Genomic DNA, 18,525 nt, shown 5'->3' with positions numbered 1-18,525 from the left:
CCTGGTGCCGGGCGAGGCGTCCGGCACCGGGGAGGAGTGGGACTCCCTCCCCCCGGCGCCCCCCGGGAAGCCCGCTCCCGACCCCGCGTCCGCGTCCGCCGCCCAATCCCCGTCCGCGTCCGCCGCCCACTCCGCGTCCGCGTCCGCGCCTCACTCCTCGTCCGCGTCCGCGCCCGCCGAAGCGGACTCCGCGCTGTCGCCCGCCCTCGTACACCCCGGGGCGCCGACCGCACACCCCCAGGCGCCCCCCGGACCCGCCGAAGCACCGGCCGCGTCCCCCCAGGCACCGCCCGAGGCGCCGCCCGCGCCCCCCGGGCCCGTTCCGCGTACCGTCTCCGACGCCCCAGGGGAGCAGCCGGCCGCCCCCGCCGTTCCCGTGCGGCCATCGGGCGACGGGGCGGCACACCTGCCGGCGGAGGAGGCTGTGCAACTGTCGGCCGACGACGTCGAGGAGGTCTCCGGCGCCCCCGAGGCGCTCGGCACCACGTGCGTCGCCTGCCAGACCGGCACCATCGACGGCGACGGCTACTGCGAGCACTGCGGCCACAAACAGCCCCGCGACCGCGACCACATGGAGTCCGCGCTCGGCACTGTCGCCGCGGCCAGCGACCGGGGGCTGCGGCACCACCGCAACGAGGACTACTTCGCCATCGCGGAGACCACCACGTCCGAGGGGACGCCCGCGACGGTCGCCGTCATCTGCGACGGGGTCTCCTCCGCGACCCGGCCCGACGACGCGTCGGCCGCCGCCGCACGGGCGGCCAGTGACGCCCTGTGCGAGGCGCTGCCGCGCGGCCGTCACCCGCAGCAGGCGATGCACGACGCGCTGCTGGCCGCCGCGGAAGCCGTCAACGCGCTGGCGGCGCACACCCCGCTCGAACCGTCCAAGAACGCGCCCGCCTGCACCGTCGTCGGCACGGTGCGCGCCGACGGCATCCTGACGGTCGGCTGGATCGGCGACAGCCGCGCCTACTGGGTGCCCGACGACCGTTCGGCGCTGCCCGCCCGGCTGACCGAGGACGACTCGTGGGCCGCGCAGATGGTGGCGGCCGGGCTGATGAACGAGGCGGAGGCGTACGCGGACCCCCGCGCCCACGCCATCACCGGCTGGCTGGGCGCCGACGCGTACGAACTCGACCCCCACACCGCCTCCTTCGAACCCGACCAGGCGGGCGTGGTGGTGGTGTGCACCGACGGGCTGTGGAACTACGCCGAGTCCGCCGAGGAGATGGCCGCCGCCCTCCCGCCCGACGCCGCCTCCCGGCCGCTGCACTGCGCCCGGCACCTGGTCGGATACGCGCTCGACGGCGGCGGCCACGACAACGTGACGGTGGCCGTCGTGCCGTTCCCCGTACCGTCCGGCCGGGCGGAACCGGCCTGACCCCGGCTCACGGCGGGGCCGTCCCGGTGCGGTTCGGCGCTCCCGCCCGCCCTGCCCGGCCTGCCGGTCCCGCCCGCCCTGCCGGTCCCGCTCGCCCTGCCCGTCCCGGGCGTCGCTCGTCCGAGTGCCCTTCGCCCGCTCGCCCTTGACCACCACCGCCGCACACACCGTGGGGGAACAGATGGCCAACCTCGCCAAGTCGCACGCGCCACGCTTCTGCGTGGACGTCTACCAGAACGAGTACCTGCCCGAGGGCGCCCGCGAGGTCAACGCCATCGTCACCGTCACCGCCACCGGCGGCGGCACCACGGGCGGACGGCCCCTCCCGGCGGCCGGCCCGGCGCGCGCCTCGGCGGCCGGCGGCCCCGACGCCGCCGTCGTCCTCATGATCGACTGCTCCGGCTCCATGGACCACCCGCCGGCCAAGCTGCGCAACGCGCGCGACGCCACCGCCGCGGCGATCGACACCCTGCGGGACGGCGTGCGGTTCGCCGTCGTCGCCGGCACCCACAAGGCCAGGGAGATCTTCCCCGGGGGCGGTGCGCTCGCCGTCGCGGACGCCGTCACCCGCGCCGAGGCCAAGGACGCGCTGCGGACCCTGACCGCCTTCGGCGGCACCGCCATCGGCACCTGGCTCCGGCTGGCCGACCAGTTGCTCGGCTCCGCCGACGCGGCCATCCGGCACGGCATCCTCCTCACCGACGGGCGCAACGAGCACGAGGAGCCCGAGGAGTTGCGGGCCGCGCTGGACGCCTGCGCCGGCCGCTTCACCTGCGACGCGCGGGGCGTGGGCACCGACTGGAAGGTCAAGGAGGTCACCGGCATCGCCTCCGCGCTGCTCGGCACCGCCGACATCGTGGCCGACCCCGGGCAACTGGCCGCCGACTTCCGGCAGATGATGGAGAACGCCATGGCCAAGGAGGTCGCTGATGTGGCGCTCCGGGTGTGGGCACCGCAGGGCGCCAGGATCAGGTACGTCAAGCAGGTCGCGCCCACCGTCGAGGACCTGACGGACCGCCGCGTCGAGGCCGGCCCGCGCGCCGGGGACTACCCGACGGGGTCATGGGGCGACGAGTCCCGCGACTACCACGTATGTGTGGAGGTGCCCCCCGCCGGGATCGGGCAGGAGATGCTCGCCGCCCGGGTCTCGCTCGTCCTCCCCGGCCCCGACGGCGGCACCCCGCGGACGCTCGGCCAGGGCCTGGTGCGCGCGGTGTGGACGGACGACATGGCCGCCACCACCTCCCTCAACCCGCAGGTGGCGCACTACACGGGCCAGGCGGAACTGGCCCGCGCGATCCAGAACGGGCTCGACCTCAAGAAGGCCGGGGACGAAACGGGCGCGACGGGCGAACTGGGACGAGCCGTACAGCTGGCCAATGCCTCCGGGAACACGGATACTGCGAAACTGCTTTCGAAGGTGGTCGACGTGGTGGACGCCGCGACGGGTACTGTTCGACTGAAGGCGAAGGTCGCCGAGGCCGATGAGATGACGCTGGAGACCCGGTCCACCAAGACGGTGCGGGTCAAGCGGTAGCCGCACCGGCCGCGGCGGCGACACCCCGTACCGACAGGTACGCGACGAGCAGGAGCACGGAGGGGGAGGCACTCACCATGCCGACTTGCCCGAACGGCCACCAGTCCGCGGCCGACGACTGGTGCGAGGTCTGCGGTCACCGCATGACCGGCACCGGCGCGTCGCCCGCCGGGGCCGTACCGCCGTCCCCTCCGCAGCCCGGCGCCCCCGGCGGTTACGGCTACCCGCCCCCGCCCCCGCCCGCCCCCGGCTACCCCGGCCCCGGCGCGGTCCGCCCGGAACCGTGCCCCCAGTGCGGGACCCCCCGCGAGTCGGAGGCCCCCTTCTGCGAGGAGTGCCGCTACAACTTCCTCACCCACACTCCCACCACGTACGCACCCCCCGCCCCGGGCGCCGGCCGGGACCCGGCCGGCCCCGGCGACGGTCCCGGTCCCGGTGGACCGGGTGGGTTCGGTGGCTCCGGTCCCGGTGGGCCGGGTGAGCCCGGGCGACCCGGTGGTTTCGGTGCTCCGGGTGTTCCGGGTGCTCCGGGTGACGGCGGCCCCGGTGGTCCGGGCGGACCCGGTGGTTTCGGTGGTCCGGGCGGCCCCGGGGGCTCCGTCCCCGGTGGGCCGGGTGAGCCCGGCCGCCCTGGTGGCTTCGGTGGTCCTGGCGCCCCGGGCGAGGGTGGCCCGGGGAGTTTTGGCGGCCCGGGTGGACCCGGCGACGGTGGGCCTGGTGGTCCTGGCGAGGGCCGTGGGTCTGGTGGCCCTGGTGGTCCTGGTGGTCCTGGTGGTCCGGGCAGTTTTGGTGGCCCGGGTGGTGGACCCGGCGACGGTGGGCCTGGCGGTCCTGGCGAGGGCCGTGGGTCTGGTGGCCCTGGTGGTCCGGGCGGCTTCGGTGGCCCGGGTGGACCCGGTGAGGGTGGCCCTCAAGGGGCGGGCGGTCCCGGTTACGGCGGGCCCGGTGAGCCGGGGCGGTCCGATGGTTTCGGTGGCCCGGGTGAGGGGTCTCACAGCCCCGGCGGCTTCGGTGGGCCGGGTGACGGCCCTCACGCCCCGGGCGCTCCCGGCGGCTTCGGCGGCCCCGGCGCTCAAACCCCCGATGGCCCCGGTGGTCACGATGCGGGCAGTCCGTACGGGCCTGGTGGTCACGAGGGCGGTGGCCCGCGCGGGGCGGGGGACGGTGGCCGGGCCGGATGGTTCGGTGCGGACGGCGGGGCCGGGTCGTACGCCGGGGCTCCTGGGCCCGAGGGTGGCCAGCAGGTCCCCGCGCCGCCGCGGGCGCCCGGTGGTCCGGGGTCGCATCAGGGGGCCGAGCAGCATGGTTTCCCCGCGCAGGGGCAGCCGCAGCCGTACCCGGGCGGGGGTCCGGGTGAGGAGTCGTACGGCGGGCAGCCGGCCCAGGGGGACTGGGAGCTGTCTCCGCCCGGGCCCTCCGGACCGCCCGCCGCGCCCGGCGCGGCCCAGGCCCCGCCTCAGGCCCCACCCGCGCCGCCGCATGCCGCACCGGACGGGCCGCACGGTCCGCCGCCTCCGCCCCCGGGTGTCCCGGGCCAGCAGGGGGCGCCGGAGTACGGCCGGCCGGAGGGTGCCGTTCCGCAGGGTGGCGGCGCCTGGACGGCGATGATCGGCCCGGACCGTGACTACTTCGTGGCGATGATGCAGCGCAGCGGCCCGGAGGCGGCGTCGCTCAATCTGCCCGCGTACTCCCCGGAGCAGCAGCTTCCGCTGACCGGGCCGCAGGTCACCATCGGCCGGCGGCGGGCGTCCACGGGAGAGGCCCCGGACATCGATCTGGGCCGTCCGCCGGAGGACCCCGGGGTGTCGCACCAGCACGCGGTGCTGGTGCAGCAGCCGGACGGTTCCTGGTCGGTCGTGGACCAGGATTCGACCAACGGCACCACCATCAACGGTGCCGAGGACCCGATCCAGCCCTTCGTGCCGGTGCCCCTCAAGGAGGGGGACAGGGTGCACGTCGGCGCCTGGACGACGATCACGCTGGTGCGCGGATAACCCGGTCGCGACCCGGGGTGACGGGGGCAACACCGGGGTGACGGGAGGCAACGGGGCCGGGGATCCGGCGAACGGGACCGGGGCCCGGCGCACTTGAGGCGCACGGGGCCGGGGCCCGGCGCACGTGAGGCGCACACGGCCGCACACGAGGGCACGGCCCCGGACCCCGCCCCTGGGCCGCCGCCCCACCGCCCGGCCGGACCCGTCCGCCCGGGCGGACGGGTCCGGCTACTTCTCCAGCGTCACGGGCGCGCGCCCGGCCTCCAGGGCGAGGGAGCGGTCGTCGACGATGCGGATGCCGCGCGCGTCGAGCGCCTTCTTGACGCGCCAGCGCAGCTCGCGCTCGACGCTGAGGTTCTTGTCGGGCATCGTCTTGACGGACACCCGCAGCACCATGGAGTCGAGCGTCACCTCGTCCAGGCCGAGGACCTCGACGGGCTCCCACAGCAGCTCGTCCCACGGGCTGTCCTTGCTCATGTCCTCGCCCGCGGACAGGATGGCCGCGCGGACCTCCTCCAGGTCCTCGTCGGCGCGCACCTGGACGTCGAGGGAGGCCATGGCCCAGCCCTGGCTGAGGTTGCCGATCCGCTTGATCTCCCCGTTGCGGATGTACCAGATCTCTCCGCCGTCGCCGCGCAGCTGCGTGATCCGCAGTCCGATCTCCATGACGACGCCGGAGGCCTCTCCGGCGTCCACGCGGTCGCCGACGCCGTACTGGTCCTCCAGGAGCATGAACATGCCCGCCAGGATGTCCATCACCAGGTTGCGGGCGCCGAAGCCCAGTGCTACGCCCGCGACGCCGGCGCTGGCCAGCAGCGGGGCGAGGTTGATGCCGAGTCCGGACAGGACGGTCAGCGCGGCGGTGCCCAGGATCACGAATGAGGCGACGCTGCGCAGGATGGAGCCGATCGCCTCGGACCGCTGCCGCCGGCGTTCGCCGCTGACCAGCAGTCCGCGCAGCGCGTTGCCGCTGTCGACGATCTCGGCGCGGCGGTTCATGCGTGTGATCAGCTGGGTGATGGCCCGTCGGATCACGTAGCGCAGGATGACGGCGACGACGCAGATGAAGACGATGCGGGCGCCCGAGGCGAGCCAGTCCGACCAGTTCTCCTGTATCCATCCGGCGGCCTCGCCGGCGCTGTCCTGGGCGTCCTCGAGGGAGCGCGGCGGCTGGGGGCCGTCCGGCGGGGGAGAGGCGCTGAGCAGCCAGTACACAGGATCGACCTTCCGTGCGAGTCACATCCGCTCAGGCACACGAACGGGTGCCTCGACCACACTAACGGCGCAAGGGCTTCACATTTGGTGCCACTGAGCAGTATGAGGCCAGGTGTTCGAGGGAGGAGCCAGTTCCGGCGGGGGAGGAATGCGGTGTGGTCCAAAACACGCTCAGTGCGTTACCCGGTCGTGGTGGCGAAGTCGCCAGGGCACGGGACACACTGAGGAGAGATCGTCACGGCGCGAGCCACGCGCCGCCGACGTACAAGGAGGCACCGTGCCGTATGTCCTGGTCCTCAACGCGTCGTACGAGCCGCTCGGCGTCGTACCGCTCCGCCGCGCGCTCGTGCTCGTCCTCAACGAAAAGGCTGTCAGCCTCGAGGACTCCGGCGCCCTGATGCACAGTGCGACCCGCGTCATACCCGCCCCCAGCGTCGTCCGCCTCAAGCGGTTCGTGAGGGTGCCCTTTCGCGGCAGCGTCCCCCTCACCCGCCGCGCCCTCTTCGCCCGGGACGGCGGGCGCTGCGCCTACTGCGGTGGCGTCGCAACCAGCGTCGACCACGTCATCCCGCGCAGCCGGGGCGGGGCGCACGCCTGGGAGAACGTGGTGGCGGCCTGCCGCCGCTGCAACCATGTGAAGGCCGACCGCCATGTCGCCGAGCTGGGCTGGCGGTTGCGCCATCAACCCGCGCCGCCCTCCGGCCTGGCCTGGCGGATCATCGGCACGGGACACAGGGACCCGCGCTGGCTGCCCTACCTCCAGCCATACGGCGCGGACGACGACCTCGCCCGGATCGACGGCAGATCCACTGCCTGAGACCGGGCTTTGTTATGCGCGGGGTGCGGACGGATGCGGGCGGGGCGGGGCCGGGGAGGGGAGAGCAGGGGAGGCGAGGGGCGGGACTGCTGGATTCGGGGGCCGGGGGTACGCGCACGGAAGCCGGCCGTGCGCCCGGCGTTCCCACCCCACTGTCCTGGCCGCGTTCCTACCGCGCGGTCTCACCGTGCCGCTGCCAAGCCTTCCCACCGCGCCGCCGCGCCCACGGTCTCACCGCCGCCGCGAATGTGTTCCCCACCGCGCCGTCCCGCCCGCCTGCCTCTCCGTCGTCCCGACCGCCCTCCCGCCGTTCCGACTGTGCACCTCCCTGTCGTCCCGCCTGCCTGCCTCCCTTCCGTCCTGACTGCCCGCCTCCCTGTCGCCACGCCTGTCGCCACACCTGTCGTCACGACCGTCGGTCCCCGCGCCGTGCGTGCTGGGGGCCGCCGCTTCCGTCCACCCCGTAGACCTCGACCGACCACAGGGAGACGCCGAAGCGCGTAGCCCGCTCGTCGGCGACGACGCGCACGTAGCGGGTGTCGCGCGGGGTGTCCATCCGGACGGACTCCTTGCCGCCCTTGCCGTCGCGCACGGTGGCCGCCGTGCGCCAGCGCTTGCCGTCCGCGGAGACCTGGATCCGGTAGCGCGAGGCGTAGGCGTCCTGCCAGCGCAGCACGACCTGTCCCACCCGCGTCCGCTTCGCCAGTCTCAGCTGCACCCACTCGCCGTCCCGCGCCGGGGAGGACCAGCGCGTGCCGCGCTTGCCGTCGGCCACCGCGGCGGCGGGGAAGTCCTCCGTCTCGTCGGCGGAGGACGTCACCTGCGCCTTGCGGGCCAGGTCGGGTCCACAGGTGCGCGGGAACACCCGCACGGTGAGCGTGGCCCGTTCGTCGCCGAAGGAGACGGGGAGGCGGTAAGTGCCCGCCTTGACCGAGCTGTCGGCACTCACGCGCAGCGGCACGTCCACGATCTCGCCGCGCCGCACGATGGTCCGCGGGGGCGTGCGGACGGTGAAGCCCTCGGGGGCCTCGACGGTGACCCTGCCGCGGACGTCGGTGGGGCGGTGCCCCGTCAGCCGTGCCACCGCGCGGGTGGCGCCGCCGATCGCCGCGTCCACCGTCGGCTCCGGCAGCGACAGCGAGGCGGCGGGCGCGTCCGCGTACCAGGGAGTGATCTCGTGGACGACGGGCGGTTCGGTCTCCTCGCTCCACACCAGCCGTACCGCGTCCGCCTCGCCCCGGTGGCGTGAGCCCGTCTCGAACTGGCTGAAGCCGGTGGGGGAGAGGGCGCCGAGGCGCCGCCAGCCCTCGCCGGCGAGGTGCGCCTCCACGGTGGCGCGGGTGCCCGAGTGGGGGCCGGTGAGCACCGTGACGGCGCGCAGCGGGCGTGCCGTGGGCAGGTGGACGGTCAACGCCTCGCGGTTCCGCTGCTGCCGGGCCGTACCGCCGTGCGCCGGGTGGCGGGCCGCGGACGGCGGCACCAGCAGGGGCGGCGGCTCGGGCGCGAAGGTCCGCGGGGCGGGCGGTGCCGCCGCCCGGTAGGAGGTGCTGGGGTCGCCGTCGGCGGCGGCCGACCGCGGGTGGTGGGCCATGGCGAGCGGGGTGCCGCTCACGCGCGTCCCGCCGCCGTTCTTCGCGTCGTCCCCGGCACGGCGGCCGTCCCCGCCGTGCCGGCCCCCGCTGTCGCCGCCCCGGTCCTGCTCCGGCCCGGACCCGTTCCTTTCGTCCCCGGCCGCGCCGCCCTTGCCGGTCCGGTCGCCGCGGGTGCCGTCCTTCGCGGACTCCTTGGTGCCGTGTCCGGCGCCGTCGGCCCGCTCGTGTCCGGTGCCGTCCGCCGGCTTGTGCTCGGCTCCGCCCGCCCAGCCCTCCGCGATCTTCAGGGCCTCGTCGGCGAAGGAGGGCAGGACGCCCTGGCCGACCGTCGCCTTGCTGCGGGCGGCCTCGGCGCGCAGCCGGCGCACGTCCAACTGCGCCTCCCAGGCGGCCGCTCCGTCGCCGCGCAGCTGTGCCAGGAGCATGTCCACGGACCGCTCTCCCGCCTCGCCGAGCCGGGAGAGCTGGGCCAGCCACGGGCCCACCTCGCCGGCCAGCCGCTCGGGCAGGTGGGAGGGCGCGGTGCGCATCGTGGTGAAGGCGGCGCGCAGTTCGTCGGCGGCGCGGTCGAGTGCGGGGCCCTTGCCCCGCGCGTAGGCGCGCCAGAAGGCGTTCAGCAGCGGGCGCAGATAGCCGGACTCGCGGCTGCCGAGCACCGAGGAGGCGTCGTTGCCCGCCAGCGCGTGCACCGCGGCGCGGGTGCGCCGGGACGCGTTCCGGCCGCCCGCCAGTTCGTCGATGGCCGCGTTCCAGGCGTCCTTGGGGCGGTAGCCGTGCGGGTTCCAGGCGTAGTCGGCCGCCGTGAACAGCGGGATGCGGGAGGCCGTGGGCTGCTTCATGGCGGTGGTCAGCAGCGCGGCGGAGCCGGTGGCGACGGCGGGCTCGCGGCCCTGGTAGGGGCCGAGGAAGACGCGGTCGGCGGCGAAGTCGTTGACCGGGTAGTTGTCCATCGTCACCAGGCGGTGCCCGGGGAAGGCGGCGCGGGCGCGGGCGAGTTCGCCGCCGGTGATGGTGCGCGGCACCACGCCGACGCCGCTCCAGCCGATCTCGACGCCGTCGCCCAGTTCCCTGGCGAGCGCGGCCCGGTAGGCGGTGCGGCCCTTCTGGTAGAACTCGGTCGGCACCACGGACAGCGGCGCGGCGTCCGGGTGCCGCCGTGCCAGATGGCCGGCGACCTCGTTGGCGAGTTCGGCCTGCGCGCGGGCGGCGGCCCCGGGGCCGGTGCCGTAGGCGTCCGCGTCGGCGTCGCAGTGCCACTCGCTGTAGCTGACGTCCTCGAAGCGGAGCTGGAAGGCGCTCACGCCCAGGGCCCGCATGGCGTCCAGCTTGCGCAGCAGTGCCCTGCGGTCGTCCGCTGAGGAGAAGCAGAGGCTCTGGCCGGGTGAGACGGCCCAGCCGAGGGTGACGTGGTTGCGCCTGGCGCGCTCGGCCAGTTCGCGGAAGGCGGTGCGCTGGGCTGCGGGATACGGGTCGCGCCAGTGGGCCGCCGTCCGGTACGGGTCGTCGCCCGGCGCGTACAGGTAGCGGTTCTGCTTGGTGCGGCCGAGGAAGTCGAGCTGGGCCAGCCGCTCCTGGTGGCTCCAGGGCTTGCCGTAGAAGCCCTCGGTGGTGCCGCGTACGGGGGTGGCGGGCCAGTCGCGCACCACAGCGGGGGCGAGGCCGCGGGTTCCGTCCTGTTCCGTGACGAGCTGCCGCAGCGTCTGGGCGGCGTGGAACTCCCCGTCGCCGTCGGCGCCTTCGAGGGCCACCACGCGCTGCCCGTCGGTCCGCCCGGTCGCCAGGCGGTAGCCGCCCGCGGGCAGATCGCCGCGTGCGGGGGCGCGCAGCGCGCGCAGTGCGCTGCTGGATGCTTCGGTGCCGACTCGGACGACGAGGCCGCCGGAGCGCGCCGCCCGGCGCGAGCCGGCGTCGCGGCCCGGACGGACGGTGCGGACGTTGCGCACGCCCGCGTCGCGCAGCGCCTCGCGCACCACGTCGAGGGCGTACCGGTCCGCGTCCTCGTCGACGATCAGCGTGGCCTCGCCGCCCGCGGGCACGAACGAGCCGTGGGCGCGCATCGACCGTGGGCGCGGCCAGACGGAAGGCAGCCCCTCGTGCGCGCTGTCGCCGTCCGGGCTTCCGGCGCTGGGGCCGTCCGGTGCGGGCGGGAGAGCGGCCTGCGCGGCGGGCGCGCCGCCCAGCAGTCCGGAGACGACCGCCGCCGTGAGCGCGGCGGCGCCCATCCGCCCCCAGCCGCCCGGCACGCCGGAGCGCGTACCGGGGAACGGGCCCGTGCTGCTGCCCGCCGACACCTCCGGACCGCCCTCGTCGCGCACTGTCCCCACCGCTTCCTCCCGATGTCCGACCGGAACCCCTCCGCTCAGCCCCCGTGCGCCGTCGTCACGCCGTCCGGCCACGCCGTCCGGCCACGCCGTCCGGCCACGCCGTCCGGCCACGCCGTCCGGCCACGCCGTCCGGCCACGCCGTCCGGTGACGCGCCCGGCCACGCCGGTCATGCGTCCGGTCACGCGTACCGCCGGGCCACGCGGCCGGGCACCGTGCCGTGTCGGCCGTGTCGGCCGTGTCAGCCGCGTCCGATGCGCCCGCGCACTCCGGGACGCCACAAAAATGCCACATCCGACTGACACACACGGGCAGAGCGGGAGAGCCCGGAGGCGGGCGGAGTGCGGGGAGGGGCGGTGCGCCGGGGCCATCCGTACGAAGGCTCGTACGGATGTTCGCGCAGGTGCTGGTGCGGGTGCCCCTCCTGTCGGCGCGGTGCCCCTCGCCCGGCCGCCGGTCCGCACGGTCGGCGCCGATGCGGTCACCGTTCGGGCGTACTCGGAGGCATTCGGGCACACCGAGTGCCTCCCAGAAGTCGCACGGGCGCGCACCGGGTGCCCCATCAAAGGCGTGCGGCCCCCAGGACGGGCGCCCGGCCGGGGAGGGCGGGCGGCCCGGCCCGGGAGGACGGGCGCCCGTCGGAACCCCGGATTCCGGTGCCCCGCGCCACCGCCCAGCCGCCCCGCCCGGCTCCGGAAATTCTGCCGCCTCTGTCCGGTTGATCCCTCGATCGTCCGCTCCGGAATCCGTACGGTCGGTGATTCGTCGCGGGAACCGACGTGAGCTGGGACACGTTCTCGGTCCGGAAACGTCTGCCCGTCCGTGCAGTGGGTAGGGCGGAAACTGTCCGTCTTCTGTCGACGAACGGAGGCCCGTCGTGGCCGCGTCCGCTGAACTCCTGATCTCCGCACTCGCCCCGCTCCCCCAGCAGCGCACACTCTCCAAACGAGGGCACGAGCCGGTAGACCTGTCCGGTGTGTCCGACCCCGACTCCGGACTCGACGGCTCGTGCACCTGCGGCTGTGCCGACGCCCCGCTCACCAGCGAGCCCCCGCTCGCGGACGCCGTCCCGCTCACCAGCGAGCCCCCGCTCGCCGAGGCGCCGCTGACCAGCGAGCCCACCGGGGTCGGCTACGGCACGGAGCCGGCGGAGATCTGATGCCCCTCCCCCAGACTCCGTCCGGGGGGACCTCCATCGCGCGGCTCGCCGCCGCCCACGGTGTCGCCCTCTCCTACGAGCCCGCACCCGGCCAGCGGGTCCGGGTGCCGGAGGAGACGGTGGTCTCGGTGCTCGCGGCCCTGGGTGTCGACGCCTCGACGCCGCGCGCGGTCCGTGCGGCGCTGGAGCGGCACGAGTGGGACGGCCGCAGACTGCTGCCGCCCACCGTCGTGCTGCGCTCCGGCACGCGGCCGGCCCCCTCGCCCGCCCCCGTCTCCGGCTTATCCGCGCTGCCCGACGGCACCGCCCTGCGGGTCGTCACCGAGGACGGGGAGACGCTCGACTGGGGCCCAGGGAACCGGCTGCCCCTGGGCGTCCACACCTTGCGGGCCCACGCGCCCGACGACCGCTCGGCCCACAGCACACTGATCGTGGCGCCCGAGGTGTGCCCCGCGCCGCGCAGCCGTCCGGGCGCCTCGCGCGGTTTCGGGCTCCTCGTCCAGCTCTACTCCCTGCTCTCCAGCCGCTCCTGGGGCATGGGCGACCTCGCCGACCTCGGAGAGCTGGCCGGGTGGGCGGGCCGCGCCCTGGGCGCCGACTTCCTCCAGCTCAACCCGCTGCACTGCGCCGTCCCGGCCGCGCCGGGCGGACGCACGGACCCCTCGCCCTACCGCCCCTCCTCGCGCCGCTTCCCCGACCCGGTGCACCTGCGCGTCGAGGACGTCCCCGAGTACGCCTACCTGGTCCCGGAGGCCCGAAGCCGGGCCGACGCGCTCCTGGCGCGGGCCGCCGCCCTGCGGGAGGCCGTACTGAGCGGAGAGTCGCACATCGACCGCGACGCCGTGTGGCAGCTCAAGCGCGAAGCGCTGGAACTGGTGCGCACCGTCCCGCTGGGCCCCGGGCGCCGAACCGCCTACTGCGACTTCCTGGCCGCGCGCGGCCAGGCCCTGGAGGACCACGCCACCTGGTGCGCCTTCGCGGAGCTGTACGGGCCGGACTGGCGCTCCTGGCCCGCCGGCCTGCACGACCCCCGCTCGGCGCACACGGCACGCGTCCGCGACGAGCACATGGACCGGGTCGACTTCCACACCTGGGCCGTCTGGCTCACCGACCGCCAGCTGGCCGCCGCCCAGCGCGCCGCCCGCGAGGGCGGCATGGCCGTGGGCCTGGTGCACGACCTGGCCGTCGGCGTCCACCCCGGCGGCGCGGACGCCTGGGCGCACCAGGACATCCTCGCCCGGGGCATCACCGTCGGCGCCCCGCCCGACGCGTTCAACGCCCGCGGCCAGGACTGGGGGCTGCCGCCCTGGCGCCCCGACGCGCTCGCCCGCGCCGGGTACGAGCCCTACCGGGAGGTGCTCGCCGGGCTCTTCCGGCACGCCGGTGCCCTGCGGCTGGACCATGTGATGGGCCACTCCCGCCTGTGGTGGATCCCGGAGGGCAGGCCGCCCACCGAGGGCACCTATGTGCGCTACGACACCGAGGCCATGCACGGTGTCCTCGCGCTGGAGGCCCACCGTGCCGGGGCCGCCGTGATCGGTGAGGACCTGGGCACCGTCGAGCCCGGGCTCCGGGAGGAGCTGGCCGCCCGGCGGATGCTCGGCACCTCCGTGCTGTGGTTCGAGCGGGACTGGCGGGAGGGCGCCGGGGCCCAGGCCCCGCCCCTGGAGCCGGCGCGGTGGCGGGCCGACTGCCTGGCGACGGCCACCACGCACGACCTGCCCAGCACCGCCGCGCGGCTCACCGGTGCGCACATCGGCCTGCGGGAGCGGCTCGGGCTGCTGACGCGCGGAGCGGACGAGGAGCGTGTGGCGGAGGGGGCCGAACTGGAGGAGTGGCTGCGTCTGTTCGAGCGGCTCGGGCTGCTGCCCGAGGGGCGGGGTGACGAGGAGGGCGGGATCAAGGCGGTCCACCGCTTCCTCGCCCGGACGCCCGCGCGGCTGGTCGGCGTCTGGCTGCCGGACGCCGTGGGGGACCGCCGGGCGCAGAACGTGCCCGGCACCGTGGCGGAGTACCCCAACTGGTGCCTGCCCGTGGCGGACGCGACGGGACGCCCGGTCTCGTTGGAGGGGTTCACCGCGTCCCCGCGGGCCCGGGAGTTGTTCGCCGCGCTGCGCGAGGCGCTGGCGGACTGAGCCCGCCTCCCTCGCGAGGCGCTGGCGGACTGAGCCCGCTCCCCCCCCGCACGGACCAGCGGCCTGTGCGGGGCCGGGGCGGTCGGCCCGCTGACCGTTCAGGACCTCCACGGCACCGCTGTGCGAAGGGTGCCGCCGTCCCGCTCCCCCCGGCCGTCCGGGAGGACCACCCCGGCGCGCGGGCCGTTCACCCGTCCGATATGTTGGCTGTGTGAGCAACAAGGTCTCCAAGAACGCCCTGCGCGCCGGCACCGTCACCACGGGCGCCGTGCTGATGATGCTCCTGTCGTCCCCCGCCTTCGCGCTCGCCCGCGACGACGGTGACGACCCGGGCCCGGGCCTGAGCGTCGGCGAGACGCTGGGGCTCTACGTCGGCGTCCCGGTCGTGCTCTTCCTGGTGATCGCCGGGCTCGTCGTGCTGGGTGACAAGAGCCGCAAGAGCCGCTGACGGAGCGGGGCCTTATCGGCCCTCGAACTCCCGTGCTTGAGGACGGAGTTGTCCGCGTTCGTCGACAGCTTCGTCACAGCCGGTGGCACCCCGCCCGGCGCGGGGAAGGGCCCCGGCATGACGCACGACGTACCACTGCCGCCCCGTACCGGCCTGCCCACCAGTGAGGAACGGCTGCGTGCCGCGCTCCTGTACGCGCAGAACACCGCCGCCGTACCCCCGGGAGCGGCCGTCGGGCCTCCCCGCGGGGCGATGATCACAGGGCTGGCCGCGCTCGCCCTGCACTGCTTCTCGACCGCCCCGTCCCTGCTGGACCTGGAGCGGATCGACGTCCTGGTCCCCGACCTCGGCGAGCCCGCCCCGGCGGCGGGCCGCCCACCGCTGCCCGCGGCCTGCGCCTACACCTCCGCGCACCTGGTGCGCACCCGCATCCTGCCCGAGCCCGAGGAGATCACCGGGCTGCCCGTGGCCCCGGTACCCCGCGCGCTGGCGGACGCGGTGGCCCAGCTGTCGGACGTGGAGGAGGTGCGCCGGCTGCTGACCGAGGCCGTGCGCGGCGGGTACTGCGAGCCGCAGCCCGTCCTGCGCGAGCTGACCCGGGCCCGGCTGCTGGGACTGCCGCACGTCGCGGACGCCGTGGAGAGCCTGCTGGCCGAGGGCCGCGCCCTGGCGGAGGGCCAGCTGTACGCGATGGTGCTGCTGCACGGCCTGCCCGACCCGTGCTGGAACGTGGAGCTGCGGGTGCCCGGCGGCCTGCACCTGGGGGCCGTCGACGCCTACTGGCCGGATCACGGTGTCGCGCTGGAGATCGACGCGCGCACGCCCCGGGCCGGTGCGGAGGCGGCCTGGGACGCGTACGCCCGCAAGCGCGAGACCCTCGAACAGCTCGGCGTCACCGTCGTCCACGTCACCCCGGACAAGCTCCGGGACGCCCTCGCCCAGCAGGCGACGGTGGTCCGTACGGCCCTGATGACCTCCGGCGAGCGCGAGCCCGCCGCGTATCTGACGGTCCTGCCGCGCTGAGCGGCGGCGCCGTCAGCCGCAGTACTCGGCCTCCACCAGCGCCCGGGTGCCCCCGGACCAGTCGTCGTTGACGTGGAAGGCCGCGGTGTGCGTGCCGTCGGGGGTGGTGAACGCCGCGCTGCGGGAGCCGTGGATGGTGCCCTCGTGGCCCCAGACCCGGACCCCGCACGAGAGGGTGCGCTCGGTCAGGCCCAGCCCGTAGCGGTCCGTGGCGTCGGCCCGGCGCGTGGTCTCCATCTCCGCCAGCTGCCGCGGCGGCAGCAGCCGGCCGGTGATCAGGGCGCGCACGAAGCGCACCAGGTCCCGGCCGGAGGAGATCATTTCCCCGGACGCCCCGGCCAGCGACGGGTCGAGCGAGGTGACGTCGTGCACCTCGGGGCGCGGCCCGCCGGCGAACAGCGTGGAGTACGCGTGCCCGTGGCGGCCCGGGACGCGGGCCGAGGTGCCGGGCAGCGAGGTGTCGCGCAGCCCCAGCGGGCGCAGCACGCGGCGTTCGATCTCCGCCGCGTACGAGCGCCCCGTCACACGTTGGACGACCATGCCGGCCAGCAGGTAGTTCGTGTTGGAGTACGCCCAGCCGCCTCCCGGGCCGAACAGCGGCGGTCGCGCGAGGCTGCGCCGGACCAGCGCTTGCGGCGTGTGCGCGTCCCAGCGGTGTGCCAGGAAGCGCGGGCCGAAGTAGACGGCGCGCAGCCGGGGGTCGGCGGTGTAGTCGGGGATGCCGCTGGTGTGCCCGAGCAGTTGGCGCAGGGTGACGGCGTGCGGGGGACCGCCGAAGGCCGCCCCGTAGCCGCCCAGCCGGGAGGCCGGCAGCCACCGGCCCACCGGATCGTCGAGGCGCAGCTTGCCCTCCGCCTCCAGCTGGAGCAGCACCGTGGCCACGAACGGCTTGGTCAGGCTGCCGATCCGGAACCGCTCGCGGGCCGACCGGGGGCGGCCGGTGGCGCGGTCGGCGGTGCCCACGGCCCCCGCCCATGTCCCGGCGCCGTCCTCCACCCGGGCCAGCACACCGGGCGCGCCCCGCTGGTCCACCGCTGCCCGCATCGCCTCCCTCACGGGCGCGTGCCCCCGGTCGGCGGCGGAGGAGGAACTGACGACCAGTCCGCACACCGTGACGACGGCGATCAGACCGCTCAGAAGGGCACGCGGCAGGGGCATGGGCGGTGACTCTAGTGAGCGTCCCGGCCGGTGTGCCAACGGCGAGGACGAGCGGGGCGCATCCGGCGAACCGGGTCACCGTGGGCCGTTCGGCCAGGAAGACGGCGCCACCAGGAAGACGGCACCAGGGCGCGGCGGCCCCGCCGCGCCCCGCGCCCCGCGCCGCACGTCCCGCGCCGCACGTCCCGCGCCCTGTGCCCGTGCCACGCGGACCGGCGGCCTCCGGTCACCGCCCCGGCCTGGGCAGCAGCAGTTCCGTGTTGCGGTCGCCCGGCTCGCCCTCCAGCCCCCTGCGGGCCCCCGGCGCGTTGAAGGCCAACTCGCGGTAGAGGGCGGCCAGTCCGGTCTGCGACAGGTCGGTGAAGTCCGTACGGTGCGGGGCCGCCGACTCCAGCAGGGTGGTGAACAGCGAGAGGGTGCCGTCCCGGTTGTCCACCAGCTCGATGGTGCGGGCCAGTTGCGGGAAGTCGATGTGCGAGGCCGTGCTGATCTCCCAGAACGTGCCGTGCGGAGTGATCCGGTTGCGGTGGCTGTGCCCGTTGACCCAGGCCACCGCGTGCGGGTGCGCCCGCAGCAGCGCGCGCAGCGCCTCGCCGCCCTCGGGGGTGGTGGTGCTGGTGTGGTGGCTGAAGACGATCGCGTACGCGTCCTCGTGCTCGGCCAGCCGGCGCTCCAGCCAGCGCAGCTGCCGCTCCCCGAGGCGGCCGGCGTAGTGGCCGTCGCGCCGGGTGGTGTCCAGGCTGAAGCCGCGTACGTGCTCGGATATCCGGAAGGTGTGGTAGAGAGTGTCGTCCTCGGCCATCTCCTCGGTGTAGCCGTGCCCGGCCGGGCCGTGGCCCAGCGCGTGGGGGCGGGCGAGGGTGCGCACGAAGGTGTGCGGGCCGACGGGGGCGCGCTCCGGGTCGGGGGTGACGCGGCGCATGTGGCGGCGCTCGGAGCGCAGCATCTCGGTGAAGAGCGTGCCGTCGCGGTCCCGTCCTCCCTCCACGGCCCGCCACAGCCGCGCCCCCCGCTCCCCGGGCAGCCGCATCAGCTTCCGGTCGCCGACCGCGAAGTCGGCGAGGAAGCCGTGCGCGTCGGCGGCGGCGAAGCAGCCGCCGGGCAGCGCGTCGTGGTTGCCGACCGTGGCGTACCAGGGCAGCGCCAGCCCGGGGCTCACCACCTCCTGGACCGCCGCGCGCAGATAGCCGTGCAGGCGGGGGAAGCCGGCGGCCTTGTCGGTGTCGCGCAGGTCGGAGTCCGGCTGCCAGTAGTCGGGCAGCCCCGAGTCCTGCACCCCCTCGTACAGGCGCGGGTCGCCGGTGCTGGGCGTGACGCGGCCCCCGCTCATCACCCGTACGAACCACTCCAGTTCCACGCGGGCGTTGTTGTCCGTGTTGTCGCCCGTGGTCACCACGCAGGAGAGCGAGGCGCCCGTCGCGGGGCCGCCCGCCAGCGCGTTGACGCGCTCCACCAGCGAGACGGCCCCCGCGACGGAGAGGGCTTCCTGGGGGCGCCAGGCGCTCGCGGTCCGCGCCCGCAGGTACTCGTAGCGCAGCGGGTGCTGCACATCCACCAGGTGCAGGTCGGTGAACTGCGCGAAGGCCGCCAGCGGCACGGCCCGCGCGGCCCGGCCCCGGCGCGCCGCGGCCAGGTCCTCGCGGACCACGCGCGGCCAGCCGGGGCCGGTCGCCAGTCGCCGGAACGGGCCGTCGCCCACCGGCGTGGCGACGCCCGTGAGGGTGGTACCGGAGTGCGGCGCCTC

Annotated in this window: 12 protein-coding genes; 8 read left to right on the top strand and 4 right to left on the bottom strand. The window is 75.8% G+C overall.

What is annotated here, in order from left to right:
• The 3 genes from FM076_RS11190 to FM076_RS35285 form a co-directional block, all read left to right on the top strand.
• On the top strand, positions 1-1,381 hold a 1,381-nt coding region (locus FM076_RS11190), incomplete at its 5' end, for a PP2C family protein-serine/threonine phosphatase (RefSeq protein ID WP_243274428.1).
• A gap of 181 nt (positions 1,382-1,562) precedes the next feature.
• The gene (locus tag FM076_RS11185; protein ID WP_173874666.1) at positions 1,563-2,918 is read left to right on the top strand and encodes a vWA domain-containing protein; all 1,356 of its coding nucleotides are present in this window, start codon (positions 1,563-1,565) and stop codon (positions 2,916-2,918) included.
• Positions 2,919-2,995: 77 nt separating this feature from the next.
• Positions 2,996-4,912 carry an FHA domain-containing protein gene (locus FM076_RS35285; RefSeq protein WP_173869925.1) on the top strand — a complete coding sequence of 639 codons (1,917 nt, stop codon included), beginning with the start codon at positions 2,996-2,998 and terminating at the stop codon, positions 4,910-4,912.
• Between the two features lie 228 nt (positions 4,913-5,140).
• Here the strand turns inward: FM076_RS35285 and FM076_RS11175 are convergent, their stop codons facing one another.
• Entirely contained in the window at positions 5,141-6,127 is a 987-nt protein-coding gene (locus tag FM076_RS11175) for a mechanosensitive ion channel domain-containing protein (RefSeq protein WP_173869923.1), read from the bottom strand.
• A 277-nt stretch (positions 6,128-6,404) separates the two neighbouring features.
• Between FM076_RS11175 and FM076_RS11170 the strand changes: the two genes are divergently transcribed.
• On the top strand, positions 6,405-6,944 hold the full coding sequence (locus FM076_RS11170; RefSeq protein WP_173869921.1) for an HNH endonuclease: 540 nt from the start codon (positions 6,405-6,407) through the stop codon (positions 6,942-6,944).
• A 406-nt stretch (positions 6,945-7,350) separates the two neighbouring features.
• On the opposite strand, the gene FM076_RS11165 is transcribed toward FM076_RS11170, so the two are convergent.
• Complete coding sequence (locus FM076_RS11165) at positions 7,351-10,758, bottom strand: beta-N-acetylglucosaminidase domain-containing protein (RefSeq protein WP_173874665.1); 3,408 nt, start codon at positions 10,756-10,758, stop codon at positions 7,351-7,353.
• A gap of 977 nt (positions 10,759-11,735) precedes the next feature.
• Between FM076_RS11165 and FM076_RS11160 the strand changes: the two genes are divergently transcribed.
• The 4 genes from FM076_RS11160 to FM076_RS11145 all read left to right on the top strand — a co-directional run bounded on the left by FM076_RS11160 (position 11,736) and on the right by FM076_RS11145 (position 15,623).
• The gene (locus FM076_RS11160) at positions 11,736-12,017 is read left to right on the top strand and encodes a hypothetical protein (protein WP_173869919.1); all 282 of its coding nucleotides are present in this window, start codon (positions 11,736-11,738) and stop codon (positions 12,015-12,017) included.
• Positions 12,017-14,152 (top strand): 4-alpha-glucanotransferase, encoded by a 2,136-nt coding sequence (gene malQ, locus FM076_RS11155; protein WP_173869917.1) that lies wholly within the window; start codon positions 12,017-12,019, stop codon positions 14,150-14,152. Before FM076_RS11160 ends, malQ begins: the two co-directional genes overlap by 1 nt.
• A gap of 211 nt (positions 14,153-14,363) precedes the next feature.
• Positions 14,364-14,600 (top strand): hypothetical protein, encoded by a 237-nt coding sequence (locus FM076_RS11150; protein WP_173869915.1) that lies wholly within the window; start codon positions 14,364-14,366, stop codon positions 14,598-14,600.
• Positions 14,601-14,717: 117 nt separating this feature from the next.
• Complete coding sequence (locus tag FM076_RS11145) at positions 14,718-15,623, top strand: hypothetical protein (RefSeq protein ID WP_173874664.1); 906 nt, start codon at positions 14,718-14,720, stop codon at positions 15,621-15,623.
• A gap of 12 nt (positions 15,624-15,635) precedes the next feature.
• Here the strand turns inward: FM076_RS11145 and FM076_RS11140 are convergent, their stop codons facing one another.
• Positions 15,636-16,781: a serine hydrolase domain-containing protein gene (locus FM076_RS11140; RefSeq protein ID WP_173869913.1), complete on the bottom strand. Its 1,146-nt coding sequence runs from the start codon at positions 16,779-16,781 to the stop codon at positions 15,636-15,638.
• Positions 16,782-17,007: 226 nt separating this feature from the next.
• Positions 17,008-18,525: TIGR03767 family metallophosphoesterase (locus FM076_RS11135; protein ID WP_173869911.1), on the bottom strand; the 1,518-nt coding region annotated here is incomplete at its 5' end.

The organism is Streptomyces albus subsp. chlorinus, assembly GCF_013302895.1.
GTDB classification, from domain to species: Bacteria; Actinomycetota; Actinomycetes; order Streptomycetales; family Streptomycetaceae; genus Streptomyces; species Streptomyces chlorinus.
This window is presented reverse-complemented; position numbering and strand designations above follow the sequence as displayed.

Excerpts from the sequence above, each read along its gene's own strand:
- FM076_RS11185 (WP_173874666.1), top strand. The coding sequence starts at position 1,563 with ATGGCCAACCTCGCCAAGTCGCACGCGCCACGCTTCTGCGTGGACGTC.
- FM076_RS35285 (WP_173869925.1), top strand. The coding sequence starts at position 2,996 with ATGCCGACTTGCCCGAACGGCCACCAGTCCGCGGCCGACGACTGGTGC.
- FM076_RS11165 (WP_173874665.1), bottom strand. The coding sequence starts at position 10,758 with ATGGGCGCCGCCGCGCTCACGGCGGCGGTCGTCTCCGGACTGCTGGGC.
- malQ (WP_173869917.1), top strand. The coding sequence starts at position 12,017 with ATGCCCCTCCCCCAGACTCCGTCCGGGGGGACCTCCATCGCGCGGCTC.
- FM076_RS11145 (WP_173874664.1), top strand. The coding sequence starts at position 14,718 with ATGACGCACGACGTACCACTGCCGCCCCGTACCGGCCTGCCCACCAGT.
- FM076_RS11140 (WP_173869913.1), bottom strand. The coding sequence starts at position 16,781 with ATGCCCCTGCCGCGTGCCCTTCTGAGCGGTCTGATCGCCGTCGTCACG.